The 23417-nt window shown below is 45.5% G+C and carries 27 protein-coding genes; 6 read left to right on the top strand and 21 right to left on the bottom strand.

What is annotated here, in order from left to right:
- The first annotated feature begins 123 nt into the window (after positions 1–123).
- Complete coding sequence (locus tag OGY04_RS00565) at positions 124–960, top strand: helix-turn-helix domain-containing protein (RefSeq protein WP_286584571.1); 837 nt, start codon at positions 124–126, stop codon at positions 958–960.
- A 58-nt stretch (positions 961–1018) separates the two neighbouring features.
- Here OGY04_RS00565 and OGY04_RS00570 read toward each other — a convergent pair whose 3' ends face one another.
- From OGY04_RS00570 to OGY04_RS00585, 4 genes are read right to left on the bottom strand one after another with little or no spacing between them, the layout of a single operon-like run.
- Positions 1019–1966, bottom strand: a complete 948-nt coding sequence (locus tag OGY04_RS00570) for a fimbrial protein (protein WP_286584573.1) — start codon at positions 1964–1966, stop codon at positions 1019–1021.
- A complete protein-coding gene (locus tag OGY04_RS00575; RefSeq protein WP_286584575.1) occupies positions 1957–4419 on the bottom strand; it encodes a fimbria/pilus outer membrane usher protein in 2463 nt (820 codons plus the stop codon). Before OGY04_RS00575 ends, OGY04_RS00570 begins: the two co-directional genes overlap by 10 nt.
- Before the next feature lie 22 nt (positions 4420–4441).
- Positions 4442–5149 carry a fimbrial biogenesis chaperone gene (locus OGY04_RS00580; RefSeq protein ID WP_286584577.1) on the bottom strand — a complete coding sequence of 236 codons (708 nt, stop codon included), beginning with the start codon at positions 5147–5149 and terminating at the stop codon, positions 4442–4444.
- A gap of 54 nt (positions 5150–5203) precedes the next feature.
- The gene (locus tag OGY04_RS00585) at positions 5204–5779 is read right to left on the bottom strand and encodes a fimbrial protein (RefSeq protein WP_286584579.1); all 576 of its coding nucleotides are present in this window, start codon (positions 5777–5779) and stop codon (positions 5204–5206) included.
- Between the two features lie 482 nt (positions 5780–6261).
- On the opposite strand from OGY04_RS00585, the gene OGY04_RS00590 reads away from it, so the two are divergent.
- The gene (locus OGY04_RS00590; RefSeq protein WP_286584580.1) at positions 6262–6918 is read left to right on the top strand and encodes a LuxR C-terminal-related transcriptional regulator; all 657 of its coding nucleotides are present in this window, start codon (positions 6262–6264) and stop codon (positions 6916–6918) included.
- A gap of 67 nt (positions 6919–6985) precedes the next feature.
- Here OGY04_RS00590 and OGY04_RS00595 read toward each other — a convergent pair whose 3' ends face one another.
- The 3 genes from OGY04_RS00595 to OGY04_RS00605 all read right to left on the bottom strand — a co-directional run bounded on the left by OGY04_RS00595 (position 6986) and on the right by OGY04_RS00605 (position 10059).
- On the bottom strand, positions 6986–8482 hold the full coding sequence (locus OGY04_RS00595) for a C69 family dipeptidase (protein ID WP_286584581.1): 1497 nt from the start codon (positions 8480–8482) through the stop codon (positions 6986–6988).
- Positions 8483–8824: 342 nt separating this feature from the next.
- Entirely contained in the window at positions 8825–9289 is a 465-nt protein-coding gene (locus OGY04_RS00600) for a YqeJ family protein (RefSeq protein ID WP_149280807.1), read from the bottom strand.
- Positions 9286–10059, bottom strand: coding sequence for a winged helix-turn-helix domain-containing protein (locus tag OGY04_RS00605; protein ID WP_020996049.1), 774 nt, complete (start codon positions 10057–10059; stop codon positions 9286–9288). The genes OGY04_RS00600 and OGY04_RS00605 overlap by 4 nt, the downstream gene beginning before the upstream one ends.
- A 577-nt stretch (positions 10060–10636) precedes the next feature.
- Here OGY04_RS00605 and OGY04_RS00610 point away from each other — a divergent pair.
- Together OGY04_RS00610 and misL are read left to right on the top strand one after the other, a co-directional pair.
- Positions 10637–11254 (top strand): helix-turn-helix transcriptional regulator, encoded by a 618-nt coding sequence (locus OGY04_RS00610; RefSeq protein WP_032945410.1) that lies wholly within the window; start codon positions 10637–10639, stop codon positions 11252–11254.
- A gap of 74 nt (positions 11255–11328) precedes the next feature.
- Positions 11329–14133: an intestinal colonization autotransporter adhesin MisL gene (gene misL / locus OGY04_RS00615; protein ID WP_286584584.1), complete on the top strand. Its 2805-nt coding sequence runs from the start codon at positions 11329–11331 to the stop codon at positions 14131–14133.
- 108 nt (positions 14134–14241) lie between these two features.
- Here the strand turns inward: misL and OGY04_RS00620 are convergent, their stop codons facing one another.
- From OGY04_RS00620 to OGY04_RS00630, 3 genes are all read right to left on the bottom strand, one after another.
- The gene (locus OGY04_RS00620) at positions 14242–14544 is read right to left on the bottom strand and encodes a type II toxin-antitoxin system RelE/ParE family toxin (RefSeq protein ID WP_286584586.1); all 303 of its coding nucleotides are present in this window, start codon (positions 14542–14544) and stop codon (positions 14242–14244) included.
- A gap of 3 nt (positions 14545–14547) precedes the next feature.
- Positions 14548–14808: a type II toxin-antitoxin system Phd/YefM family antitoxin gene (locus OGY04_RS00625; protein ID WP_008786497.1), complete on the bottom strand. Its 261-nt coding sequence runs from the start codon at positions 14806–14808 to the stop codon at positions 14548–14550.
- 339 nt (positions 14809–15147) lie between these two features.
- A complete protein-coding gene (locus OGY04_RS00630; protein ID WP_071444564.1) occupies positions 15148–15438 on the bottom strand; it encodes a SymE family type I addiction module toxin in 291 nt (96 codons plus the stop codon).
- 100 nt (positions 15439–15538) lie between these two features.
- Here OGY04_RS00630 and OGY04_RS00635 point away from each other — a divergent pair, with 100 nt between their 5' ends.
- Positions 15539–15733, top strand: a complete 195-nt coding sequence (locus tag OGY04_RS00635; RefSeq protein WP_008786495.1) for a toxin-antitoxin system HicB family antitoxin — start codon at positions 15539–15541, stop codon at positions 15731–15733.
- Positions 15734–15741: 8 nt separating this feature from the next.
- Here the strand turns inward: OGY04_RS00635 and OGY04_RS00640 are convergent, their stop codons facing one another.
- From OGY04_RS00640 to OGY04_RS00690, 11 genes are all read right to left on the bottom strand, one after another.
- The gene (locus tag OGY04_RS00640; protein ID WP_032945404.1) at positions 15742–16308 is read right to left on the bottom strand and encodes a DUF6680 family protein; all 567 of its coding nucleotides are present in this window, start codon (positions 16306–16308) and stop codon (positions 15742–15744) included.
- Between the two features lie 239 nt (positions 16309–16547).
- Positions 16548–16868, bottom strand: a complete 321-nt coding sequence (locus tag OGY04_RS00645; RefSeq protein WP_096080170.1) for a TA system toxin CbtA family protein — start codon at positions 16866–16868, stop codon at positions 16548–16550.
- Positions 16869–16901: 33 nt separating this feature from the next.
- On the bottom strand, positions 16902–17267 hold the full coding sequence (locus OGY04_RS00650; protein ID WP_096080169.1) for a type IV toxin-antitoxin system YeeU family antitoxin: 366 nt from the start codon (positions 17265–17267) through the stop codon (positions 16902–16904).
- A 31-nt stretch (positions 17268–17298) separates the two neighbouring features.
- Positions 17299–17520, bottom strand: coding sequence for a DUF987 domain-containing protein (locus tag OGY04_RS00655; RefSeq protein WP_096080168.1), 222 nt, complete (start codon positions 17518–17520; stop codon positions 17299–17301).
- A gap of 8 nt (positions 17521–17528) precedes the next feature.
- Positions 17529–17999 carry a RadC family protein gene (gene radC, locus OGY04_RS00660; protein WP_096080167.1) on the bottom strand — a complete coding sequence of 157 codons (471 nt, stop codon included), beginning with the start codon at positions 17997–17999 and terminating at the stop codon, positions 17529–17531.
- A gap of 70 nt (positions 18000–18069) precedes the next feature.
- The gene (locus tag OGY04_RS00665) at positions 18070–18891 is read right to left on the bottom strand and encodes a DUF932 domain-containing protein (RefSeq protein ID WP_096080166.1); all 822 of its coding nucleotides are present in this window, start codon (positions 18889–18891) and stop codon (positions 18070–18072) included.
- 74 nt (positions 18892–18965) lie between these two features.
- Positions 18966–19394, bottom strand: a complete 429-nt coding sequence (locus tag OGY04_RS00670; protein WP_096080165.1) for a hypothetical protein — start codon at positions 19392–19394, stop codon at positions 18966–18968.
- Between the two features lie 35 nt (positions 19395–19429).
- The gene (locus tag OGY04_RS00675; RefSeq protein WP_096080164.1) at positions 19430–19609 is read right to left on the bottom strand and encodes a hypothetical protein; all 180 of its coding nucleotides are present in this window, start codon (positions 19607–19609) and stop codon (positions 19430–19432) included.
- 50 nt (positions 19610–19659) lie between these two features.
- Positions 19660–20463 carry a hypothetical protein gene (locus OGY04_RS00680; protein WP_096080163.1) on the bottom strand — a complete coding sequence of 268 codons (804 nt, stop codon included), beginning with the start codon at positions 20461–20463 and terminating at the stop codon, positions 19660–19662.
- 19 nt (positions 20464–20482) lie between these two features.
- The gene (locus tag OGY04_RS00685; RefSeq protein WP_096080162.1) at positions 20483–20917 is read right to left on the bottom strand and encodes a hypothetical protein; all 435 of its coding nucleotides are present in this window, start codon (positions 20915–20917) and stop codon (positions 20483–20485) included.
- Positions 20918–21295: 378 nt separating this feature from the next.
- The gene (locus OGY04_RS00690) at positions 21296–22498 is read right to left on the bottom strand and encodes a hypothetical protein (protein WP_096080161.1); all 1203 of its coding nucleotides are present in this window, start codon (positions 22496–22498) and stop codon (positions 21296–21298) included.
- A 365-nt stretch (positions 22499–22863) separates the two neighbouring features.
- Here OGY04_RS00690 and OGY04_RS00695 point away from each other — a divergent pair, with 365 nt between their 5' ends.
- Positions 22864–23067: a helix-turn-helix transcriptional regulator gene (locus OGY04_RS00695; RefSeq protein ID WP_096080160.1), complete on the top strand. Its 204-nt coding sequence runs from the start codon at positions 22864–22866 to the stop codon at positions 23065–23067.
- Positions 23068–23417: the final 350 nt, after the last annotated feature.

Raw genomic sequence — 23417 nt, forward strand, 5'->3', positions numbered from 1 at the left:
ATCCATCTCTCTGAGATATAAAAATAATAGCCTCGCTATAGGTTTTTTGCTGCTGTATCTGACTGTCAAATGGATTGACGGTCATTTATACCACATGGTTTATTGGGGAAGAGAGAGGACCTGTTGAAGTCAAATACTATTAATGATGTTTTGTTTTATATTGAGGATAATTTTGTTTCGGGTGTGGATATTGATGATATTACCCGCTTTTCTGGGTATAGCCGAAGGCATATTCAGGATATTTTAAAGCAGCGTATTGATATGCCGGTTGGCCTCTATATTCGTAAGCGACGCATCACCAAAGCTGCATCTTTATTGCGCCTGACCTGTATGGATATTATTGATATTTCCGTCAGGTTAGGATTCGATTCTCAACAATCTTTTTGCCGTGAATTTAAAAAGTTAACAGGTTACACCCCCAGAGAATACCGTAAAAATCTCAGTTGGGATCTCGCACCATTGTTTTCGCTTACACCACAAAGCGGTATTGTTGTTAGCGAATTGCAACTGTGTACTTTGCCTGTCGATGTGGTTCATGGTGTTCAGTACAACTATGACTCTCCTGTCCCGCCAGCCAGCGACTCACATCTGCATCGGTTAAACCTGATTTTTGAACAGCTTAACAGTTCGAGACAAAATGTGTGGGCATTAACTGAGTTTTCACCTAATCCTAACTCAACAACGCGTCTGAAAATAAAAAGCATCATTGGTATTAAGAATCACCATTCGGCTAATAGATATAATCGCTATGATTGCCCCTCGGGAAACTATGCTTGCGTTACGTTCAGATTCAGTAAGGAATCCTATCCTCAGTATTCAAAATATATTTATTTAAAAGTCATGTCGCAACATAAATTAAAACGAAATCCAGGTTGTGATATCGAAGTATTTCATTACAACGAACAAGACATTAATAATAAAATAATTACTTGTGATCATTATATCCCTGTGAATATATAATAAAAAAAGCTCCACTTGTGTGGAGCAAAGATTACGCATTGTACCTGATTTAGGGGGGCTATTCATATTCTGCATTGAAATACAAAACGGAGCGAACAACGCCCGGAGTGACTCGTTTCCCTGTCTGATAATATTGCGCATAAAAAGGAATAGAGTGCTTTCCCTGATCCCGGTGCGTTACATGGATATATGCAGGTGTATTAAAACTGATAGGTTGTTGTTGTTGATCTAAAACCTGAATACCGATACCGCCACCTCCTCCTGGCTGGAGATTCGGTAACACGCCGATGCGACTGTCATGGCCATTATCGGTATCGCGCCAGGTCAGTGTTACGCGGGATGGTGTTGTAAAATCGCTTTTACAGATAAGGTCGATGTTAAACGATTTTCTTCCGGCCGTACTGCCGCGACCGGTGAAGTTTTCTATCTGTACGCCAGGTAGTTTTACGTTAATCGTTCGGTTACCTTTTACCGTGCAGGAACGGTTTAGCATTGTGACATATTTTGCTGGCAGAGTGATATCTACCACGGGTAAGGATTGGGTCTCGCTGCGAATTTGCAGGTTGAGTGCGCCCGCTGCAGGGCTTACCGTAGATTGGGTATCCAGTTTGATGAGCTCAATATTGATTTTGCTGTTTCTGAATTCATCTGCTGAAGCCCTGAATGCCGATGGCCATTGGACTATTCTCCCGGTCGATGTTTCCAGGGTGACTTTGATGCCAATACCATGCACATTGCTGCGCAGAATACCGGGCTGTTTCATCACCGACCAATCACCGATAACCTGAGCAGTATAAGGATGGCTCTCAGTACAACCTGACGCCTGAATATTTTGCACCGCGAGCGTGCGCGTCTGAATAATCCCCCCTGATTGGACTGCACGTTTATCGGTAACGGTTACCGGTGTCACAATCACTTTCTGTGTGGTCAGGGTGCATGTGGCGTTGGCTGTCTGGTGAATACCTAATGCGCAGCCCAGGATAAAAGCAGTACGTATTACCGACATATGGCCTCCTGGCTTTTGAGTACAATCGTACATTTCCCGTTTTCCAAAAAAACAAACACTTCAGGTGATGAGTTTTCATCGATATAAAGTGCTCCACCTTGTCCCACGTAGCCAACATGCTTATTGGCATGGTCACGGATAATTGCGCCGAACGGCATTTTCCACTGCCCCTGAAGACGGGGATAAATAATCTTCTGTTTTCTTAGCGTTGTTTCGACGTTGACAGGAATGACGTTGCCCTCGTAAGGCGCAACTTTTCCCTGGGTTTTGTTGAAGTGCAGGCCTTCGGGAGCGCCTTTTGAATCGATGGTGACATCATTTACGCGCCACGGGCGAAGCCACGGCATAATGGCATAGCCACTTTTATCGAAGCGGGTTCCGGGCACGCCTTCCAGATGTGCGCCATAAGCATCTGGTGCATAGACCAGTGCGACGGTGTCAGAACGCTCCGGTGAGAAGGTTATCCCTCCTGCGTGCGCAACCAACATTCCGCTTACTCCGCTGCTCATCTGGTGCCATGAATTACTCTGGCTCCATGTCCCGTTAAGTGATGTGTAAGGTGTGCGCACCATCGTGTTTACCCCCCATTCCACATCGCCACCGCGGGCATAGCCGGTATTGACGCCCCAAACGATATTGTTTTCCTCGTCAGAAGAGGTCGTGAAGCCGAGTCGGGTGTTGCTGGCTTTGCCATTGTTGCTGTAGCTGTCGGAGGAAATCTGCGTAAAACCGGCGTTATTCCGTGGCAGGAAATAGTTAAATGAAAGCATGATTTGGTCGTCTTTAGTGACGGAACCACGTTCATCCTCATTCCAGAAACGCTGCGCAGATACACTCCAGGTCAAGTTACCCCAGGTATTGGTGTACCCTGCGGCATACTGACGATAATTATCCTGCTGATTCCAATACGTCTTTAGAGAGCCGGACAAATAGAAAGAACCCCATGTGGCAGCCAATGGCTGATTGATGCTGGCGCTAACTGACAGTTTTTCTCGTAATGACGAATACGTATTCATCGATGTCACTGCATCCAAGGCGTCAAGGGCGTCGCGTTGGCCGTAGAAATGGTGTGAGCCGTATTTTGCCTCCAGCCATAGTGAGGTTTCAGACCATTGGAGAGTACGATTCCACGTCAGACGATACTGTTGTCCCTGGTGCCGATCGTCGTTGAGATTCAAACGAGATTGAGTAACATCAATGGCAAATGCTCCCAGCCCGCTATTAAGACCGCTGCCGATGAGGGCCGACTGGTAGCGTTCGAATCCGGAGGCACCGGTATACAGCGTGATATAGTTATTCAGGCCGTATTGCCAGTAAGCTTGGGCGGTAAAGGGGTCTTCCTCATCATTATCTTCATCGACGGTACCGAGGGTGAAGCCATATCGTGAAACGCCGGGTTTAAGCAGTTGTGGCACGGAGGAGTAAGGTACGGTAAAGCGACGGATACGCCCGTCCGACTCCTGAATTGTAACCAGCAACTCGCCCCCGGTATTGGCGGGAAGTACGGATTCAATAGAAAATGGCCCGGCTGGAACGGAGGACTGATGAATAGTCTGACCGTCCTGGGAAATGGTCACCCGGGCGTTTGTCTCCGCAACGCCACGAATAATCGGGGCCCAGTTCAATGTGCTATCCGGGCGCATTAAATCCTCTGAAGCCAGTCCCATCCCGAGAATAGCGATACTGTCGAACATCTGGCTGTCGGTATAGAATTTTCCGGCGCTGAACATAGACTTCAGACTAGTTATTGGCCGTTTTAGCGTTGTTCGATTATTTGCATAATGGCTACCGGAATCGCTGTCCCAGTTCTGGCTACCGAAATGTTCAATTAACCATCCTCCTGCTGAACCGCGGATGTCCATGCCCAACCAGGCGCTGTCTGTACTGGAACGATCGTTACCCCGCTGCTGGGTGCTGTAATAATCTGCGTTGTAGCCGAGATTAATAGCAGGGATCCCCTGTTGCCATAATTCAGGTGGGACATAATTACTTTCCAGATTATCGACATAGGCTTGTGGGAGGGTAATGCGTAGATCAAGCTGGCTGGTGTTAAGCCGTTCTGCGGTTTTGCCACTGTTATCCCATTCCGACAGAGGACTACAGCGTAACGGTTGGTCAGCAAGCATCTTATTCATTTTAGCTGGGTTGATGCCAATACCCTGCAAGAAAGGTGCTGAGTAACAGCTGACTAACTCCCCATTGGTATTTTGTTTAAATTCCAGTTCGCGGCGTCCGCGCCAGTTATCATTGATATAAATGTCTACAATATACTTCCCGGGTAATAAACCAGCGGTATTAAATGAACGCAAATCATTTAGTGAGGCATTACCCATTAGAATAGCGTTATCAAACTCATAGCGGGTGTTGTTTTCTGCATACAGGTTAAGTGAAAATAATGAACCATGTAAAAATATAAAACAGGGTATGGTGAAGATCCTTTTACATAAACCCATTTTTTATTCCTTTCTATCCTTTTTATTTGTTTATAGCTGTTTTGAATTCCACGATACCGCCGTAATCACTGATTGCCTGTAAAACGACCGCCTCGCCACGTTCAACGTTTTGTTTTGCAATAATATGGGTCCTACTTTTGGGGGCGACCATGACACCTTCACTCAGCAGTCCATGGCCAGAGGCGGTTACAACATCTGCGATTGTAATGAAGAACGGTGTGGGGTTTACCAGCGTAAGGTCACGATGGTTGGCGATAATTTCTACCTTACTTTCTGCATTCTGACGGTCACCTAACCCGCTCGGTCGCCAAATAAATTTGAAGCGTGAACGAATGGCTAAATTGAGCAGGGCTGAATCCCCTGTGATGTTATTTTTATCTACAGAGGGAATGTCGAGCATGTTGAGCCACCAGAGTGACTCTCTATCTTTTGCGGCAATATATTTATCTGCTGCTTTTTTTATTCTGAGGGACTGTCCATTTCCAGCATCAACGCGGACAATGGGGGGCGATATTATAAAAGGAGTGGAGATTTCCTCGGGCAGTTTATCTGGGTTGCCTTCATCCAGCCATACCTGGGCTAGCGACGGCGATTTCCCCGTATTAGTCATTTGAATGGTAATTTCTGCGACATCTTCAGAATAAATAAACCGGGTACCATTAACAATAATATTACTTGCGTGTGTGGCATAAATTGAGAACACAGCCACTAAGGAAACAACGATTTTCATGAGGCCTCTATTGAAATAAATGCTATAGCGCAGGGGAGCTATAGCATTGAGTGCTTAGAGATAAGTAATGCTATAGTTTGCTTGGGCGCTTACCGGTCCCGGTTTGACGCGCTCCCATATTTGTGTTTCAGCAGGAATAATATAACCGACGCTAAATTTATAGGTTAGCGTCGGTTTGTCACCTTTGAGGTAATCTTTTTCTGGTTCAAAACGATTATTCTCATGGTGCAGATTAATATTCGCTCCCTCATTATCCTTCAATACTAACGCTACGTTTTCAGCACCATGACTTGCCATGTTTATAAGATACCCTTGTTCGGTCAATGAACCGTTATGATTCCAGGTGAGTTTGGGGACTAATTTTTCATGAATATAACAATCATTCACCTGGATGCTGAATGATTGAGATTGTGTCGCAGATAGTCTGTTCAGCTGTGTGTTTAATACCGGGCTCAATTTAACCTGTTTGTTTTCATCTCCGTTTGAAATCTTGCAAGACCCGGAATAAACATGGCCGTTGAACTGAACTTTTCCTTGTGGATTTTTATAGTGACCATTTTCAACCCCTGCCATAACGAAAGGTGTTGAAATAGTACATGCAATTAACGTCACAATGGATAATTTACTCATAATGTGCTCCTCATTGAGAGATACATTGTCTCTATTATCAGTAACATTGTTTTGGATACACTTGTTCTGTATCCGATCAGGCTGATGCCTGCTATCAATTATGTAAGATAACGTATTGTTGTACATCGTAGATTAAACGTATTTCACTCATCCGATGATATTAATAATGGTCGTTAAATATGAGTCTTCATGAAACATTATCATCTCTCGCCAACACAGGGCTGGGATTATTCTTAACGTAACGATTAAATGAAAAAATCATGTAATACATATGGTTATGATTGTTGTTTTATGATTCTAAAAATTGAAAAGAGAAAATTCGAATGTTGCATTCGGAAAAAGCGAATGATCGCATTGCACAATTAGCTAAATTTTCATAATTCAATCAGATTATCTTTAATCTTAAGTAGTGACTTGTTGTTGGCTTTCTATGCAATAGCGACATGGAATATTTTCAATCATCATTTGAATGAAGGCTGCATATGCTTAACATGGATAGTAAGATAATACTTATTAGCAACCAATCAATACAGACACAGCTATTGTTGGATTACCTCAATAAGCAAAGCGATCTACTGGTTGATTTTGTTAATATTAGCAGGCCAGATATGTCATTTATCGCTGAGGGAAGTATCATCCTTTATGATATTCAGGCATCCAGTCGAAAATTAAAAAAAGTCTGGTCAAGATTACTCAATGACAGTAGGTGTGGTTTGCGTATTCATATCATTAATTGTCTGAGATCGCTGTCACTTTATGAGAACATGTCATGGCCAAATTTCGAGTCTGTTGTCCCAAATAACTGCAGTACTGAATATCTGTTGGACATCATTAAAAACGGATGTAGAACTCCTCGCATGCAAGTATCACTCTTACCACCAACAGAAAAATTAGATCTAATGCCACCAGGGGCAGAAAATGGAATTTTAACTGAGAGAGAATATGAAATTTTGACCGAACTGTCGAAAGGGGCATCTAATATGGAAATTGCTAGTGCTTTTTTTATCAGTGAGAATACGGTAAGAACACATATCTATAATATTTTTAAAAAAATATCGGTGAGCAACCGAACGCAGGCCGCCTGCTGGGCTAATGTGCATCTCCGGAACCAGGTGCTTGATGAACTTCCCTGGAAGTAATGGTACCTGTCTTACTGGCGCAAAGTGGTGATATCCATTTTGCGCCAGCATACTATCGCGTCGTTACTCAGTCTTTTTTCGTTGCATTCGCAAAGAAAATATCAGACTGAATGTCTTTAGTGCGGATGGTAAATAGCTGATTGGTTAGATCTTCCGTCAGCTTCTCGGCGTCGGCCATGATGCGCAGGTTGAAGTCATTCAGCATCTTATCCGCGGCGGGTTTATCGGTTTTCGCCATCTTCAGATACTCTGCTTCGACCTCTTTTTGCTCCTTCGCCACTTTGTCTTCCCACGCTTTGTAGGCTTTTTTGACGATTGGCGCGAGCTTCGGATAATCGGTCATCGTCAGCGTTTGTAATTTACGATATTTCCAGTAGATAGACTGATCGTCCGCTTTATCGGTACCCATCGTGTAGTTAGCCGGATACGCTTTCAGACCGCTGTAGTACGGAACGAAGGCGGTGAGGTCAGCCATGCCCAGGCCAATGTAGGTCGTTTCACCAATCTCTTTTGGCAACCACGGACGGACCTGCATGACGTGCGCTTCATAGGTACGGAAAACGCTGACCGGACGCCATGGCTCTTTGCCATTCAGACCGTTGGTGTACGGGTCATGGCTGGTCCCTTCATAGTGACTACGCAACACGGCTTTCACATCGTCCAGCGTCATTTTCTTCTCTGGCGTCATGAAGACCGGGAATTCGCGCCCTTTGGCCATATCCTGATTTACGGAAGGATTGAACTCTTTCTGGATGGTCCATACGCGAGGGTCGTTATACGTGCGGTCACGCTCGTCATCACGGGTATAGGCTTTGGAGAAGTTGAATTTACCGTCTTTCGCCGGATCGTACAGCCCTTTTTCAGTCGCAAATTGAATCAGGTTTTTTGACGCCATCATGTCCGGACTTTTAGGATCGTAATCCTGTAAGCGGCCCTGATTACCGGTGGCAAAATACTGGTTATTCGGCAGACGCTGCGCCATCCACTGGTGGCCGCTACCGGTTTCCAGGTACCAGATCTCGTTATCGTCGACGACGGCAACGCCAAAACCTTCGCCTGCGCCGACGGTCTCAACGATATGGCCCAACAGCGCCACAGCTTCACGTGCGGTTTTACTTTGTGACAGCAGAATATCCGGGATATCGTCTTCGGTGATCCCTTTATCCTCAACGTACGGGTCGGCGGCCAGTGCTTTCGGTGAGGCAAAAATGGATTCTGTACCGCTCACGCCGACACCCAGCTCGTTAAACCCGGTCGCGCCGTGCAGTTGGGTTTTCCAGTTTGGGACAGTGGTATAACGCAGAGAGTTTTTCGGCAGTGGCCAGGTAAAATCATTCGCACCATTATGTGCTTTGGTACTGTATACCCCGGTCTGATTTTGCTTTGCCGGATGAATGACAAAATGCTGTGCTTTCAGGGCATCGCTGTCTGCGCTACGGGCGACCAGCATGGAGCCGTCCGTTGATGCTTCGTTGCCGACCAGCAGGGTCGTACAAGCAAAACCTGATGAAACAACGGCCAAATTTATAGAAAGTGCAATCAGGCACTTTTTAAAAGTAAACATTACGTATCCCTCATATGTACGCCAAAAATACACCGGAAACACACCGTTTCCTGAAATGCGATAACGCCTGAACGCTCAGACATTGCTCGCGAGAGAGATAAACGCCCCTGCCCACGTCTTCTCCAAATATCCATCCGTAGGTTGAAGTCTTCTGGGCAAAATATAACGCCCATTTCGCTTAATTATTACGCAACGGATATTATGATATTCAGGATGTTTCCTGATTCGCGATGAAGAATAGCAATGGGTTATGTGTGGATTCAGTGACCCATGTCGCGTAAGTCAATGATGACAAATGTGAATTTCATTGAGGGGCCGTACTTTTTGTTTCCGGATATGACGCTACCTTTTGCGGCAATACAGCGAGGGCACATTGGAGCTGGCAAAAATCCATGCACCTTTATACTCCTCCATGACCAGGCTCAGGCTTCGTCCGCTTTGGCGGTAAAATCCAGGTAATGTGTTGTTAATATCCGCTTCATCAGCGGTGTCAGCGAAGGTTTTGACGACCTGCATCGCCTGTAGCACTCGGGCATCGCGCTTTTGGGTGTAGTTAAAATAGATGTTCCTGCTAATGTCTGAGGTATTACGCCCGTACAGTTTGCCGGTAATAGTGGCCAGGCCTTCACTGTTGTACATCCGAAACGATAACGTACCGGTAAAGCGGTTGCTGCCAATATTCCATTCCATGTTACCGATGCAATTCAGCGGTTTGTCGGCATAGCGTGAATGCCATAACCATCCGCCTGAACCGAGCACAGTAACCAGCCCGGCCACGAGCACTATAAGGTGGCGTGTTTTTTTCATTGCCCGCGCATCCAGTAATAATGAGTAGTACAAAATGCGTTAGCATCCACCCGTGCATCTTTATCACAGACAAATGCCACGATCCTTTCCGCTTTGCTGTAACCGGTAAGAAATACGTGCTTGTTGTTTTCACAGAGATAGGGATGTAACTGCATCAGATTGAAATAGCCTTGCTGGTCGTGTTCATTTGGTGAGTAATAGATTTTGCAATTTTGCCGCGATGGGGTCTGCATGGAAGCCTGGACAAATTTACTAAACGGCATAACAGGGCGCGTTTGATACCACACCAGCCAGATGATCAACGTGGCAATCACGACACTGGCGCTAAATAAAACCTCAAACCAGGGTATCTGCGTCGTTTGTTGTGGTGTCGAAGGAATTATCTTTGCGGGGGGGATTTCTTCAATAACCGGCGGCGGGGAAACTTCACTCTGTTGAAGCGTTATTGTCTCTACTTGCGTATTCTCATTTAATCTGAGCCCGCGTCGGGAAATAGTTTTCACCGTATCACGAGGCAACCCCACGTCCGCCAGCGCATTTCGTAGCGTCAGAATAGCCTGGTAAAATGTGTTGGTGGTGGTCACATTATTTCTTTCACCCCAACCAATTGTCATCAACGTGTTCTGGGAAACAATGTCACTTGCGTGAGTAATTAAATAGAGAAAACAGAGCGAGGCAGGGAGCTGGAGCTGAATTGCTCGCCCGGTCTGACGATTGACCAGACTTTTGCTATCAGGATTAAATTCGACCAACTGATTGATAAGGTACAATTGCCCAGCCCTCAGTAACCAAAACGAATCACAGCGTGTGCTAACGCATCCTTTAAATTTTACATCCAAATCGAAAATGCGCCTCACTCTTTGTTCATGAACGAAGATAAGAATTTCACCAATTCATTAAAACTTCTTTAAATACAACATGTTAGCAATCTTATTTCTTAGGTGAGAATTAACTAAGGTTAAATAATGAGAATTCATTACAGTTTTATCTGAATTATCTTTATATTTGTCCACAACATGACAAGGGTGATTGAGTTATCAGAATTACGTAATTAGTAAGTAACTTTTATGCAGGTTGTTTTTTAGCAAATAGTGCTTTTTTACTGTTTATCTTAGAGTCTGAATTTATGCATAAAATTCCTAAAGCATAGGTTGTTATTCTGAGATAAAGCGTAAATAAGCTTAGCGCAATCGTATTACTCACAGCCCATACATATTAGTGCATCAGGAGTTTATTACATTTTATTAGCGCCACTGTTATTAACTGACAAGGAACGTACAACGTGTTGGATTGACACATTTATTTACCAATGAAATATTTATGGAAAAATAACAGGAGTCATTTTTGATGAAGAGATCACCGTCACAGACTGTTCGTTGCATAAGCTGTGAATTATCCTGTCAATTATTTCCGGATACTGCGGTTCGCGCCAGTTACTGCCACCGTGCCGCTTTTGCGATCTGGCCTGAGGGGAATGGTTTTCTGCAAAAAGGAATTATTGAAAAGCTTCTGCTTAATAATCAAAACCATTTGTCGCGTGGGTTTATTTTTGTGGACTTTTCTTTCCCGAATCTGCGCTTGTTTGCCGACCCGCAATGGGTTGACCGGCTTGCCTACAGCGGTATGCATATTGTGTTGATAGCAGACAGGAACCTGGCGCCGTTAGCCAACTACTGGCTGTCCAAAAGCAATAAAATACAAGGGATTATATATTCTGATGATGATGACGAAGTTCAACATCAGAAAATTAGGCGACTCTTTACTGGTCATCTCGCTAACAGCAAACGTGGACGCTCACTTAACTATACTGAAATGATATTACTGAAGCGTTTTGTGTCAGGGAAAAGTATTCAGCAAATTACCAAAATAGATAATATCGATATTAAGAAAATATATGTCTACAAGCTCAGGCTTGAAGATAAGTTAGGCCATAGTATTCATCAAATATTGTCGAATATTTTATAACGTTTTTTTGAATTTTATTATTTCACATCCTTGCGATGTGGTGGACGCTCTACGCCTGAAAGCAGGAGGCTAATATGCCAAATCCCAAATCTTATTCTCGTATTGCCATAGCGGTTTCAGCCGCATTAACCTCTATGGTATTTTCAGCTCAAGCGGCATGGGTTGACGTTGATAGTCTACCCTCCACCGGACTGGTTAGCAGTCTGCCCCCGGAATTGCAGGCAATAATTCCAGCGCAGGCAAATGCCAGTTTCGCTAAAACCAGCGCCATGCCGAATTATGTTTATCAATGGAGTGCGGGCACGATTCCCGTTTATGGCAATGGATTAACGATTAATGGACCCGGCGCTGAAGCTTTTGAGCACTCAGTTACCGTTATTCAGAACAGTACAACGGGTAGTCCGGGCGTTATTTTTGGGGATGACCTGACGATTCGCACGCAGTCGAAGAATGCCGCCAATAATGGTAAAGATGTTGACGGTATCCGCACGCACGGGGCCAATACGCCGGATAACCCGGTCTTTATCATCACCGGGGATCGCACCAGCATTTATGTGGACGGTCAGGATGGTGACGGTATTAACGCCGGTTACAACTCCTATAGCCAGGGTTGGAAGGGCTCGGCCAGCATTTACGTCGGTGACGATCTGTATATTCAGACCACCGGTTCCCAGGGACGTGGTATCACAGCAAACGCGATGAAAGACGCCACGCAGGCCAAAAATACAATTGTCGTTGGCGACCGGGCACACATTGTGACGACAGGTGACAGTTCAGAGGGTCTTCGCACCGGGCAGAATGGTTCCTCGATACTGCTTGGCAATGACGCCACCATTGAGACTTCGGGTGCTTCTTCAACGGGGATTTATGCCGCCTCATCGTCCAAAACGGAACTGGGCAACAACGCGACGATTACGGTCAACGGCGTCAGCGCTCATGCGGTTTATTCCACCAACGCGACCGTGAATCTCGGTGAAAACGCAACGATCAACGTGAACAGTTCGGCGAAAGCGGCGTCATACAGCAAAGCGCCACGCGGCCTGTATGCGACTTCACGCGGGGCGATAAATCTGGCAGGCGGTGCCGCCATTACCATGGCGGGCGATCACAGCAACGAAAGTTATGCCATCAGCACCGAAACGGGCGGCATCGTAGACGGTTCTACTGGCGGGCGTTTTCTTATCGACGGCGATCTTCATGCCGCTGGCGCGACTGCTGCAACCAGCAGCCTGCCGCAGCAAAACAGTACCATTAAGCTCAACATGACCGACAACTCGTTGTGGAGCGGGGCGTCATACATCACCAGCGTCACTGCCGGGACGGGCGTTATCTCGCTGCAAATGAGCGACGCGACCTGGAACATGACTAACAGCTCAACGCTCACCGACCTGACGCTGAACGGCGGGTCAGTGGTGAACTTTGGGCATGCTGACGGCGAACCGTGGCAGACGCTTACCATCAATGAAGATTTTACCGGGAACGGCGGCAAACTGGTTTTCAATACTGTCCTGAATGACGATACCTCCGAAACCGACAAGCTGAAAGTGCTCGGCAACACCGCGGGTAATGCGTTTGTGGCGGTGAATAACATTGGCGGAACTGGGGCGCAGACCATTGAAGGTATTGAGATCATCGAAGTGGCCGGTAATTCTGACGGTACTTTTGAGAAAGCGGGCCGTATTGTTGCCGGTGCGTACGACTATAACGTGGTGCAGAAAGGCAGTAACTGGTATCTGACCAGCTTTATTCCTGCTCCGCCGGATCCGGAAGACCCGGACCCCGTCGATCCGCATGACCCGGACCCTGTTGATCCGGACCCGGTTGACCCTATTGATCCAGACCCGGTCGATCCTGTAGACCCGATTATCCCTGAGCCGGAAGAACCTGTTGCGCCTCCTGTCACTGAGCAGCAATACCGTCCGGAAGCAGGCAGTTATCTGGCGAACAACTATGCGGCTAACACGCTGTTTATGACCCGACTGCACGATCGTCTGGGTGAAACGCAGTACGTCGATATGCTGACAGGCGAGAAGAAAGTTACCAGCCTGTGGATGCGTAACGTTGGGGCGCATACCCGCTTCAAAGACGGTAGCGGGCAGTTGAAAACCCAAAGCAACAGCTATGTGATGCAGCTAGGCGGCGACCTGGCGCAGTGGAGTAGCGACGGTCTTGACCGCTGGCACCTTGGCGCGATGGCCGGTTATGCCAACAGCCAGAACCGCACGCAGTCCAGTCTGACCGGCTACCATTCACGTGGCCAGGTCACTGGTTACAGCGTGGGGCTGTATGGCACATGGTATGCCAATGACGCCGACAAGACCGGCACCTACGTGGATACCTGGGCGCTGTACAACTGGTTTGATAACAAAGTGATGGGCCAGGAGCAGGCAGCAGAGAAATACAAATCCAGCGGGATAACTGCTTCGGTTGAAGCCGGTTACAGCTTCAAACTGGGTGAAAGCGAACGCAACAGCTACTGGCTGCAACCGAAAGCGCAGGTGGTATGGATGGACGTGCAAGCCGACAGTCACCGCGAAGCGAACGGTACCCGCGTGAAGGACAACACCGATGGCAACCTGATGACCCGTCTGGGTGTGAAAGCCTTTATTAATGGTCACAACGCCATCGACGACGGTAAATCTCGCGAGTTCCAGCCGTTTGTTGAAGCCAACTGGATCCACAACACGCAGACGACCAGCGTGAAGATGGACGATGTGAGCAATGACATGCGCGGCACCAAAAACATCGGCGAGCTGAAAGTCGGCGTTGAAGGTCAAATCACTCCGCGCCTCAATGTGTGGAGCAACGTGGCCCAACAGGTCGGGGATAAAGGCTACAGCGATACCCGCGGTATGCTCGGCGTGAAATATAACTTCTGATGCATTGCAGTAATGTAAATGCCGCTGATTAACCGATCGGCGGCTTTATTTTTTCTGGGAATCGTAGGCCGGATAAGCGTTAGCGCCATCCGGCATTAAGGTGGTGGGTTACAAACGTTGTCCCAGATGTTTTGTTGGTACTCGGCTTTGGTGTAAGACTGCCAATACAACAATATTTGTGTCTTGTGCACAGTAGTAAATCATATGACTAACATAAGGAAAGCTGTAAACATCTGCACCAAAATCATCAATGCGATGCTGCCCCATGCCTGGCATTTCAGCTAACTGAGAGAGAACGACCTGTAATTTCCTAAGATAACTCCTGGACTGTTTAGCGCCCCAATTTCTTGATGTGTAATCACGGATTTCAATAATATCGCGCTGTGCTTCTCCAGTAAGTTTGTAACTCACTTTTTATCCTTTGTGTTGATCCATCAACTCATCAAAAAAAGCATCACCATCAACAATATTGCCCAAATGAATATCGTTTTGAGCACGCTGAATTTTGGCCTTCAGTAACTGGAGCTTCATGGCTTCCATTTGTTCATAGTCTTCAATGGAGACGACAACTGCAACAGGTTTACCGTTACGATTAATTTGCACAGGTTCTCGCTGCGCTTTAAGTAGCATATCGCCAAACTGGGTTTTGGCTTCATTTGCCGTAAGAGTATGCATATTGCCACCATTTCGCATGAATCGTTCGATTCGTTCATTATAGTCGATATCTTTCTGGGGGTCACTATGAGGTGGGTGGTCAGACATAGGGTATTGTGAAAGTAGGCCGGATAAGCGCAAGTGCCATCCGGCACCAGGTGAGCATGTAAGTGTCACTTACATGATTCTAGAGAGCTATTGATCCGAAAAATCTAATCTTTCCCTTCCCAATGAACTATCCGGAATTTCCGGATAGTTCATTTTCTATCAAATCCAGTTCAGTTGAGTAGGCCGGATAAGCGCAAGCGCCATCCGGCACCAAGTAAACCTGTAAGTACCGCTTGCAGGTTCAGCCGTGCTTCACTGGAGAGTCGCCAATGTGCTCTCGATTCTGTTCAGCTTCTGATGTGCCTCTTTCAGCTCATCCTGCAACCGTTGCTCCTGCTCGCCATAGACCATCAGGACGATACAGCCATTCATCACTTTTACGGTAATCTGTTGCCCCGTATCAAACCCCGCTTCGCGTAGCCACTTGCCGGAAAGAATAATTTTGGGTGTAGATTTGTCGAAAACATTAGGGCGGTATCCCACAATTACCGAACGCTCGGTTCCGGATTGGTCGGTGTCTGGGGTAGAATGCGAATCAGCCATAATCAACTCCTTGATAGTTGGTGAGGTTAGCTCTCGTCGGGTACTGCGAATACCATGCGAGGGCGTTATAAGTCAGGTCGCCAGATATAAAGGTACGTACATGTCAACAGCTAAACGCGATCCAAATCAGTCTAAATCCGGAAAAGCACCAACTTTCCAGATTCGTATCACACCCGAGTTAAAGGCGCAGTTCGAGGCTGCGGCAAAGGCCGAAGGGATGAGTTTGGGGAATTGGCTCAAAACTTTAGGGAGAAAGGAGTTGGAACGGTTAGGTATTGAGCCACAGGATAAATAGTGAATAGATTAATTGCCCTGTCTTGCGGGAATATTAATAATTTCCATTTTTAGGGCATTTTCTCCTGAGAATATTGCAGCCAACCCCTGTCTAATTTTTAATTTATCGTTTTCTATTGCCCCGTGGGCAATAGGTGAATATATGGCTGTTTGTAATTGAACTCGCTCAAAATCATAGCCAATATCTTTCGCTATCTCTGATAGCAAGTCTAGAAAAAGATTGTTGCTTGTTTGGTTCCATATGGTGCCAGATGCATTATCATTATCAGGGTAAGATGTATTTAAATGTGCAAAGTAAAGTTTCCACGAAGATAATACCTTACTTTCAGAATCGCTTCTCTTGGTTCTTCCTCTTTTTATTTTTCCGTAAAATGCTAAGTCGATCATATTTAATGCGCGAACATGTTCATTAGACAGTCGAGAGTTCTGAGATCGAGTAGCCATAAGTTGTTTGAATATATCAATTTTTAATGATTTTTTCTGAGAATATCTTTCTATAAATTTCTGTGTCTGAATGGCTAATAATGGGCTAATTACAGTAGCAGCAATGGCCATGATCGTAAGGGCTGTGCTCATATGGGATTCTCGTTAATCATAAATGAAAATAGATATTGTGGGCGAGAATTATAAAAGCATGCATATGCTGAGAATATATGGCAAATGGCTGGGATGATATGAGAATTTTGGCGGAAGATCACAGGAGTCGCATTTGGTGGTTAATCATGTTGAATTTATTGATTATTTTCATATGCGCTTTACTGACATGCCCCCGATTATGCCCCCACATGTTTTTCCTTAATGATCAGCTGGCTGATTTATGAGCGTTTCAAGCCAAGGTTGAACTGTGCCCGATGAACATCCAAAGATGTTATCCAGTGTTCTTGATCCTGCCAGGAGAAACCCTTCTGGTCAATGCGCACAAGATCGAATCGTTCCACAAGGAAATTAACAGCATCAGTAAGATTCACTCCCGCCTCTATATGTTCCTGAATCGTCGTATCGTTACTGAACGGTGTATCGTTGATCGTGAGGCCGTAATGATGCTCTAAAATATACGTTAATAGTTTTTGCCAAACTTGGACAGGAGACAGGCGTGACGAAACCGTCACCGTTGCCGGTACAGTTGAAATATGCATGTGTTGAGTCCCTGATAAAAGAAGAGGAAGGTGTTATCTGGTTAGAGCTGACTGGGGATATATGGCAATGTAAACGTAGCCATGAGAGCCGAGAGTGTCAGCTTCACAAGTAAGTCCGTTGTGATGCCTTGTGACGCAGTGCTGGCTGCGAGGATCAAGCTCGCCAGTCGTGAGCATCCGCTCAAGCTGTTTCATCATCAGTGGAAATGCCTGGTCCAGACGCAAAGCTTCATCGTCACTGAATGAGCCATCAAACCCAGCCCGATCAGTCAGAAAGTAGAGACGGTTGCCTTCCTGTACCAGGCGAGCGCCGAAGCACGGCTTGATATTACGTTTTAATCCCCACTGAAGGCAGGATGCGTTCTCCGTTGATGAGCCGGATAAGGTGGTCGATTGCATTAACATATTCCTTAATGACTGAGAGAAGTGATTAATTCATCGTCACGCTGCGAAGGATGGCATATGGGCCTGCCCGGTCCTGACGACGCTCAACAAAAACAGCGAGTACACCGCCGATGTCCTGAACTTCACGTCCGTAGTAATGGCAGACACTGCCATGCCACTGGTAATGACCTGTACAGAAGGCAGATAACCGGGATTCGGGATGCTGACGATAAATATGCATCGCCTGGCGCTTACTGATGATTTTCATTCTGCACCTCACAACCAACCACATTCAGCAAAAGACACCACTTCGTTCCCAACAACCAAATGATCCAGCACTCGCACTTCTACCAGTGCTAACGCTTTCATTATTCGCTGGGTGATGTGTTTATCCTGCTGACTGATTTCTGTCGTACCGGACGGATGGTTATGCGCCAGAATTACTGCAGCGGCGTTGTGCTTCAGGGCAGACTTCACAACTTCGCGTGGATGTACTTCGGTATGGCTGAGCGTGCCGGTAAACAGCGTTTCTCGCCCCAAAAGGCAGTGCTGGTTATCGAGATACATCACGATAAATACTTCTCGCTCCTGATGAGCCATCTGTAGCTGAAGCCAGGTCTTGGTGAAGCTGGTGGAGGTAAAAGACTCACTCGGTTGACGCTGATATTTTTCCAGCAGTCGTAACGCCCGACGAATAACGCGCTGCTCATTTGGCAGGAATATTGGGGATAAATTGAGTGCCGACATAATTGCTCCTTAAAACAAAATGCCCCGCTTGCTTAGTGGCAGGGCATGAAGAGATGGATGGTAAAAAGGTTCATGAAGCAAGCTGCAGCATATTCTCGGCCATCACCCAAAGTGCGCGGTTCAGCTTCACATCCCCGTCGATGCCTTTAACGGCACGTGTATGGGAGCGTTGACCTTTGGTCGTTCGCCCCGACAGACCGCCTTTAATCAGGTTTTCCTGAATACGCTGGTAAGTGGTCCAGAGATCATTGCTTTCGTCCTGCCAGCGGCGTGGGGAAAGTATCTGCGATTCTGTCACCGGCTGATGCTCTTCACCAAAGCGATAGGTTAATGCCGCTTTAGCCATTGCCTGCTGAGCGGGAGGCGGCAACAAAAGCGACTGCATGGCATCGCGCTTCTCTTCTACGCGGTCAAATATCCCCAGTACTTCGTATGCTCCTTCGATTACTTTCTCTACTACGTTGCCTTTATGTGGCACACGAACTTCACCAAAACTCTCACCGCAAATCAGCCCATTCTGGCAAACCGATCTGAATAACCCCGGTAACATCTGATATGAGCTAGAGCCGTCGTGGCTGTTTAGTAGAATAATTTCTGGAACCTGTTTGCCAGTAATCTGACCTTCACGACGCAGGCGCAGCATGTGCTTCGTATGCTCTCGTTTGCTCTGGTCTCGAACTCGGGTCTGGCAGGCAAAGAATGGCTGGAAGCCTTCACGTTGTAGGTTATCGAGCAGGGAAATAGTTGGGATATAGGTGTACCTGTCACTTCGGGATTCATGTTTGTCTTCGCTGAAGACACTCGGCACATAGTGCGCCAGTTCGTCACGGGTTAGCGGGCGGTCGCGGCGAACAAGATTGACTGAGCCGAAGCGGCTGGCTAAACGGGTCATAAAAACTCCTGTAGAAAATGGACATAAAAAAGGCCACCCCGAAGGATGGCCCTGTCTGTTATTGATTAGTCTGATTAGGTCGCTGGTGGTAACGTGGGCTCCAGGGCAGGCGGCACCATTTCTGCTGAGCCGTGCCTTTCGGCCCGGTAGAGCTGGAGCTGCGCCAGTAACGGGGCTTTCCGTGACTGGAGATAATCCAGACACCATTCCCTTCTAACAACCAGTCTGACCGGCACAGGCAGAAGCTCATAAGCCTTACTGAACATCGACTCGATAAACACATCGTCACTGAGTTTATCCTCGGCAATGGTCAGCAAACCGCTGATAACGATATTGTCGAGCAATCGCTTATATCGGGTAGTACGGGATTCTGGCCCTTCTGTAATTTGCTCACTGACATTTTCTTCTACCTGCTCATCCTTGTTATCAGTGGGGGAGATATTTCCCCGCAGATTTAATTTCTCTTTCAGTCCCTTGAGTTTTCCTTGGGTATTTTCAGACATATTGCTTTTTTCCTCTGAGCTTGCAGCAAGGGAGATCAGGCAAGTGTGGCGAGTTTTTTGATGATGCGTATCAGACTCATTGTGGTGAGGCTGGCACCCAGTGCTTTAACCGCAACAGAATTGCTGCGCATCAATGTCACACCGGCAACACTCAAAACAAGTTGCCAGGTACAGTCCACGGTTGGTAGCGTTTCCTGATGTAATGTTTTTCCCACTGAACCTCCGTTAGCTGAATAACGGTTAAAAATTTATCTCACTGATAATGTTATTTATAACCATTGGGAATCCACTGGCCTTGCTTACGGATATCAGTAATGATGTCTCCCTGGTCGACCGAAATTGTGCGCCAGCCCGGCTCTTTACTGGAGGCATTACCGTAGGTGTACCCTACTGTCATAGTGAGAGCTTCACCCGTTGTGGTGGTTAAGTCAGCTTCATATGCCGCTTCGGTATTTTGTTTGCGGATGAAACGCACGGTATTAATGGCACGACAACGCAGACTACTTTTGGCATGTTCAAATGAGTTATCCGCCATCTGGCAACCTTCAGATTTAATTTCATCCGTCAGGCTTGTCGAAGCATTAAAGTTTTTAGGAGCAGGTACGAAATTCGCCATATCGCTGCGCATGGTTGGCGGATCTGTCTGAAGCACAAGATAAACAGGACAATCTGATTTTCCGACTTCACAGGCTTTTGCCACATAATCACGTACCAGCCAGCCTTTATTGCCGAAATACTCAGCACCACTCTCGTCTTTACATTGTGACCACGTGGCTTTTTGTCCCATCATCACGCCGTCTACCAGGACGCAGGTGACAGCTTTTACAGGCTTCCCGTCCCAGCGAACAGCGTCAAAGGGTTGAATGCCGGTGTGATTCACATCAAGCGTATAAGCCTGCGGGTTCTTCGCTATCCGGTCATTTGCCTGTTTCAGTTGATTACTGCCTTCCTGAGTCAGAAAGAAGGTATAGCGTCCGGGATGTATGTCGCCGTGAATTGTCATTGCAGACGAGACCAATGGAATAAACAGTGCTGCAGAGCTGAGAGATAAAACAACGAGTTTACGCATAAGGTTTCCTTTCAGTTTATTAGTGATTAATACAGTCCTGCCATGTGGTATCAGCCAGTGCTTCATTCAGCCCTTTGGCGCTGAATTTTTTAGAGATAGCGGCATTCATTGAGGTCATTTTTATTACGTCTTTTTCACTTGTCGCTTTTAGCGCAGTAAAGGTCGTTTCATCCAGAGGATGGTTTGTACCATTGATACTGACTCCAGGATCAGAAAGCCCTGTTTGTGACGAGACGCGGTAATCCTCCGCAGGTACGCTGTAAGCAGCAGCCAGCTTTCCGCTTGTGCAGGTCAGTGTGAGCACTTCGCCTGAAGCATTTTGAGTATTGAGTTCAAACTCCATGGCACTGATGTTCCCGTACCAGTCACCCCATTGCTGGTCAGCCTGTACGGCGCTGGCACTGTGGCTAAGCAGCAGTAATCCAGCCAGAGTTGCATAATAGTTTCTGAGCATTTTGGTTTCCTTTCCTGATGATTTAGATACAAAAAAGCCCGCTTCCGTGTTAAGGGGAGCAGGCTGATCGTATTGATAAAATGAGCTAGCAGATAATCGTTAATACAGATCAGTTTCAGAAAATTGATCGTTTGAATCTATCATTAAAACGATCGATACATCATTATCAATAGTCATTGGCTATCATGATTTAAGTATCGATCGGTACAACAGATCAATGTACAGAAGCCACACCAGTAATACATACCGGCGCGGCTTCATGGGGGTAATATAGGTGTGAAAATATGTGGAGTACTTTCAAGGCACTTTTATGGGGTAATTTATCCTGAGTAATAAGATCGCCAATTCCCCACTAGTTAATTTATTAGCTGTAGTTTGTTACTGATTCTTTTTATTTTTTCTTTTACGGGTAAGGTATGTATCCCTGGCACGCTTAAACTGCTGATACAGTTCTGGTTCGATGTAAGTTCCTCCAACATAGAAAATCCAGACTGCATGGATAGCTAAATATGTTTCTTTTGGTGTCGATGGCTGAATGATCTCAAATGCATCATGCCAGCCAATTTTGTTAAAACTGGAAAGTAGACCGCCATCTTCCGGGGAAAGGTCTATGGTTCTGTAACTAACCTTTTTTGTGCCACTTTCATGCCCTGAATTCTTATCACTAGCGGCGTCATTGCCGGTTGATTTATCGTAATCTTCCTGTGAAGTACTTTCTGACATATTCTGATTGCAGATATCATCTTTGTTGTCAGCAGTGCATACTGAGTGGATATTATATTCACCAGATAATGCAACACTCTTCTCCGGGGTGTCTGTGCTTTGGTCGTAAATACGCATTCTCCTGGACGGTTTGTTTTTCATATATTCCCAGGCCCACTGGCATAACTCTGTATTGTCCATGGGAATGCTTAACTTACGTTTTGCTTTAAATTTATTATCCCATTGGGATCTTATGTTTTTTATAAATGATAATTTATCAATGAAGTATGCTGGGACTAAATCCATAAAATACAGAATGGAGTTATAACGTTCTTTATGGGATGTGGGATGTGTATGCAGCGATTTTATTTCTGAAAGAAATGATTCTAACGCAATCGCATACTGAGTATTTGGGTTGAAATTATCAGAAACGGATAGATCAGTCAGGGAATGGACATGACTAAATTTTTGTGGTGCAACCTCCTTTTGGATATTTATCATTTCAGAAGATAGTAGAGGATAATATTTTTTAATGCTTAACCACACAAAATAGCAGGCATGCTCATTTTTCCTGAACCATTCAAACTCTGACTCCGGAAGAAGTGAGTCAAGAAACAACTCTATTTTTCTTTCATAATAAAGTATGGCATCAAGGACACCTGAATAATAATCGCTGACAATTTCAGATAATAGTAAAGGGGCATCCCGTATATTCATTCGATAAATTGAATTTATTCTTTTCATGTTTTTTAGAGGTGAGGAACGGTAATGATCGACCATAGGTTTATTTTCCATTACAAACCAATAAAAAACGGATAGTTCTCTTTTTGTTTTTATTTTTAGCCGGTAATCCTCATTCTTACCTTTGCTTAAACTCATCTTTTACCTCTTCGAATGGCGGACTCAATTTACAGCATATCCATTATTTTTATACTGATAATAGATGTAGTGTATTACGTAGTCAACAAGTGGATTTTTCATAGTTTTTTTGTAGTGTTTTTTTTGATAGAAAGTCCAGTATTACTGACAAATTACACAGAAAGTAGCTTTTTTTAGACAGGTATGTAAGGAGAGTTTCCTTATCGCCATAGTGAAAGGCCATAACCTGTCCCAGCATGCCTTCAGTAATGACTCTTCAACCACGATGGAGACTCTCCTTAGAAATGTAAAACCATACATACATGACCTATCCATTTGAAAGGATGCCGCCCGGCGTCCTCATGATAAATTCTTTTGGAGAAGTCATGAAAGAGATTGATCTTTATAAAGACCGATTCGTTGATATGGTTTTCATTACCGAGCTGACCAGTCTGTCTGATAAGTGGTTTTATAAAATGGCACAGCAAGGAAAGTTTCCAAAACCTGTAAAATTTGGCCGCAGTTCCCGCTGGATAGAGCGTGAAGTAAAAGAGTGGTTGGAAGCTCGTGTTAATGAGCCGAGAACATAAAAGACTGCTAAAGATGGTGATGGTGAGGGTTACTAACTTTACACCATGTTTATATACTCTCACGCCTTATGCCGTGTGAGTTTAATGTGATTTATAAAGTCGGTTTATTTATTATTGTATTCAATGCATTATCAATTATTCTTTAATGCACTCAATCACAAGTCAATATCACTTCATATAAACACGTTTTATCACACTCATTATAGCGTCATACACTTACACTCTGTTATCACACATACTCTACCTCTGATGTCACTATTCATACTGAATATCAGACAAAGACACTCATCCAATAACCACACAAATACATTGCCAGTCAGTCATTCCTGACTGGCTTCAGAGAAACACAT

Source organism: Citrobacter sp. Cpo091, assembly GCF_030332645.1.
In the GTDB taxonomy this organism is placed as follows: Bacteria; Pseudomonadota; Gammaproteobacteria; order Enterobacterales; family Enterobacteriaceae; genus Citrobacter; species Citrobacter portucalensis.

Bases quoted from the DNA above. Each gene is read 5' to 3' on its own strand.
- OGY04_RS00570 (WP_286584573.1), bottom strand. From the start codon at position 1,966: ATGTCGGTAATACGTACTGCTTTTATCCTGGGCTGCGCATTAGGTATT.
- OGY04_RS00575 (WP_286584575.1), bottom strand. From the start codon at position 4,419: ATGGGTTTATGTAAAAGGATCTTCACCATACCCTGTTTTATATTTTTA.
- OGY04_RS00580 (WP_286584577.1), bottom strand. From the start codon at position 5,149: ATGAAAATCGTTGTTTCCTTAGTGGCTGTGTTCTCAATTTATGCCACA.
- OGY04_RS00585 (WP_286584579.1), bottom strand. From the start codon at position 5,779: ATGAGTAAATTATCCATTGTGACGTTAATTGCATGTACTATTTCAACA.
- OGY04_RS00590 (WP_286584580.1), top strand. From the start codon at position 6,262: ATGCTTAACATGGATAGTAAGATAATACTTATTAGCAACCAATCAATA.
- OGY04_RS00595 (WP_286584581.1), bottom strand. From the start codon at position 8,482: ATGTTTACTTTTAAAAAGTGCCTGATTGCACTTTCTATAAATTTGGCC.
- OGY04_RS00600 (WP_149280807.1), bottom strand. From the start codon at position 9,289: ATGAAAAAAACACGCCACCTTATAGTGCTCGTGGCCGGGCTGGTTACT.
- OGY04_RS00610 (WP_032945410.1), top strand. From the start codon at position 10,637: ATGAAGAGATCACCGTCACAGACTGTTCGTTGCATAAGCTGTGAATTA.
- misL (WP_286584584.1), top strand. From the start codon at position 11,329: ATGCCAAATCCCAAATCTTATTCTCGTATTGCCATAGCGGTTTCAGCC.
- OGY04_RS00625 (WP_008786497.1), bottom strand. From the start codon at position 14,808: ATGCATACTCTTACGGCAAATGAAGCCAAAACCCAGTTTGGCGATATG.
- OGY04_RS00630 (WP_071444564.1), bottom strand. From the start codon at position 15,438: ATGGCTGATTCGCATTCTACCCCAGACACCGACCAATCCGGAACCGAG.
- OGY04_RS00635 (WP_008786495.1), top strand. From the start codon at position 15,539: ATGTCAACAGCTAAACGCGATCCAAATCAGTCTAAATCCGGAAAAGCA.
- OGY04_RS00640 (WP_032945404.1), bottom strand. From the start codon at position 16,308: ATGAGCACAGCCCTTACGATCATGGCCATTGCTGCTACTGTAATTAGC.
- OGY04_RS00645 (WP_096080170.1), bottom strand. From the start codon at position 16,868: ATGCATATTTCAACTGTACCGGCAACGGTGACGGTTTCGTCACGCCTG.
- OGY04_RS00650 (WP_096080169.1), bottom strand. From the start codon at position 17,267: ATGCAATCGACCACCTTATCCGGCTCATCAACGGAGAACGCATCCTGC.
- OGY04_RS00655 (WP_096080168.1), bottom strand. From the start codon at position 17,520: ATGAAAATCATCAGTAAGCGCCAGGCGATGCATATTTATCGTCAGCAT.
- radC (WP_096080167.1), bottom strand. From the start codon at position 17,999: ATGTCGGCACTCAATTTATCCCCAATATTCCTGCCAAATGAGCAGCGC.
- OGY04_RS00665 (WP_096080166.1), bottom strand. From the start codon at position 18,891: ATGACCCGTTTAGCCAGCCGCTTCGGCTCAGTCAATCTTGTTCGCCGC.
- OGY04_RS00670 (WP_096080165.1), bottom strand. From the start codon at position 19,394: ATGTCTGAAAATACCCAAGGAAAACTCAAGGGACTGAAAGAGAAATTA.
- OGY04_RS00680 (WP_096080163.1), bottom strand. From the start codon at position 20,463: ATGCGTAAACTCGTTGTTTTATCTCTCAGCTCTGCAGCACTGTTTATT.
- OGY04_RS00685 (WP_096080162.1), bottom strand. From the start codon at position 20,917: ATGCTCAGAAACTATTATGCAACTCTGGCTGGATTACTGCTGCTTAGC.
- OGY04_RS00690 (WP_096080161.1), bottom strand. From the start codon at position 22,498: ATGAGTTTAAGCAAAGGTAAGAATGAGGATTACCGGCTAAAAATAAAA.
- OGY04_RS00695 (WP_096080160.1), top strand. From the start codon at position 22,864: ATGAAAGAGATTGATCTTTATAAAGACCGATTCGTTGATATGGTTTTC.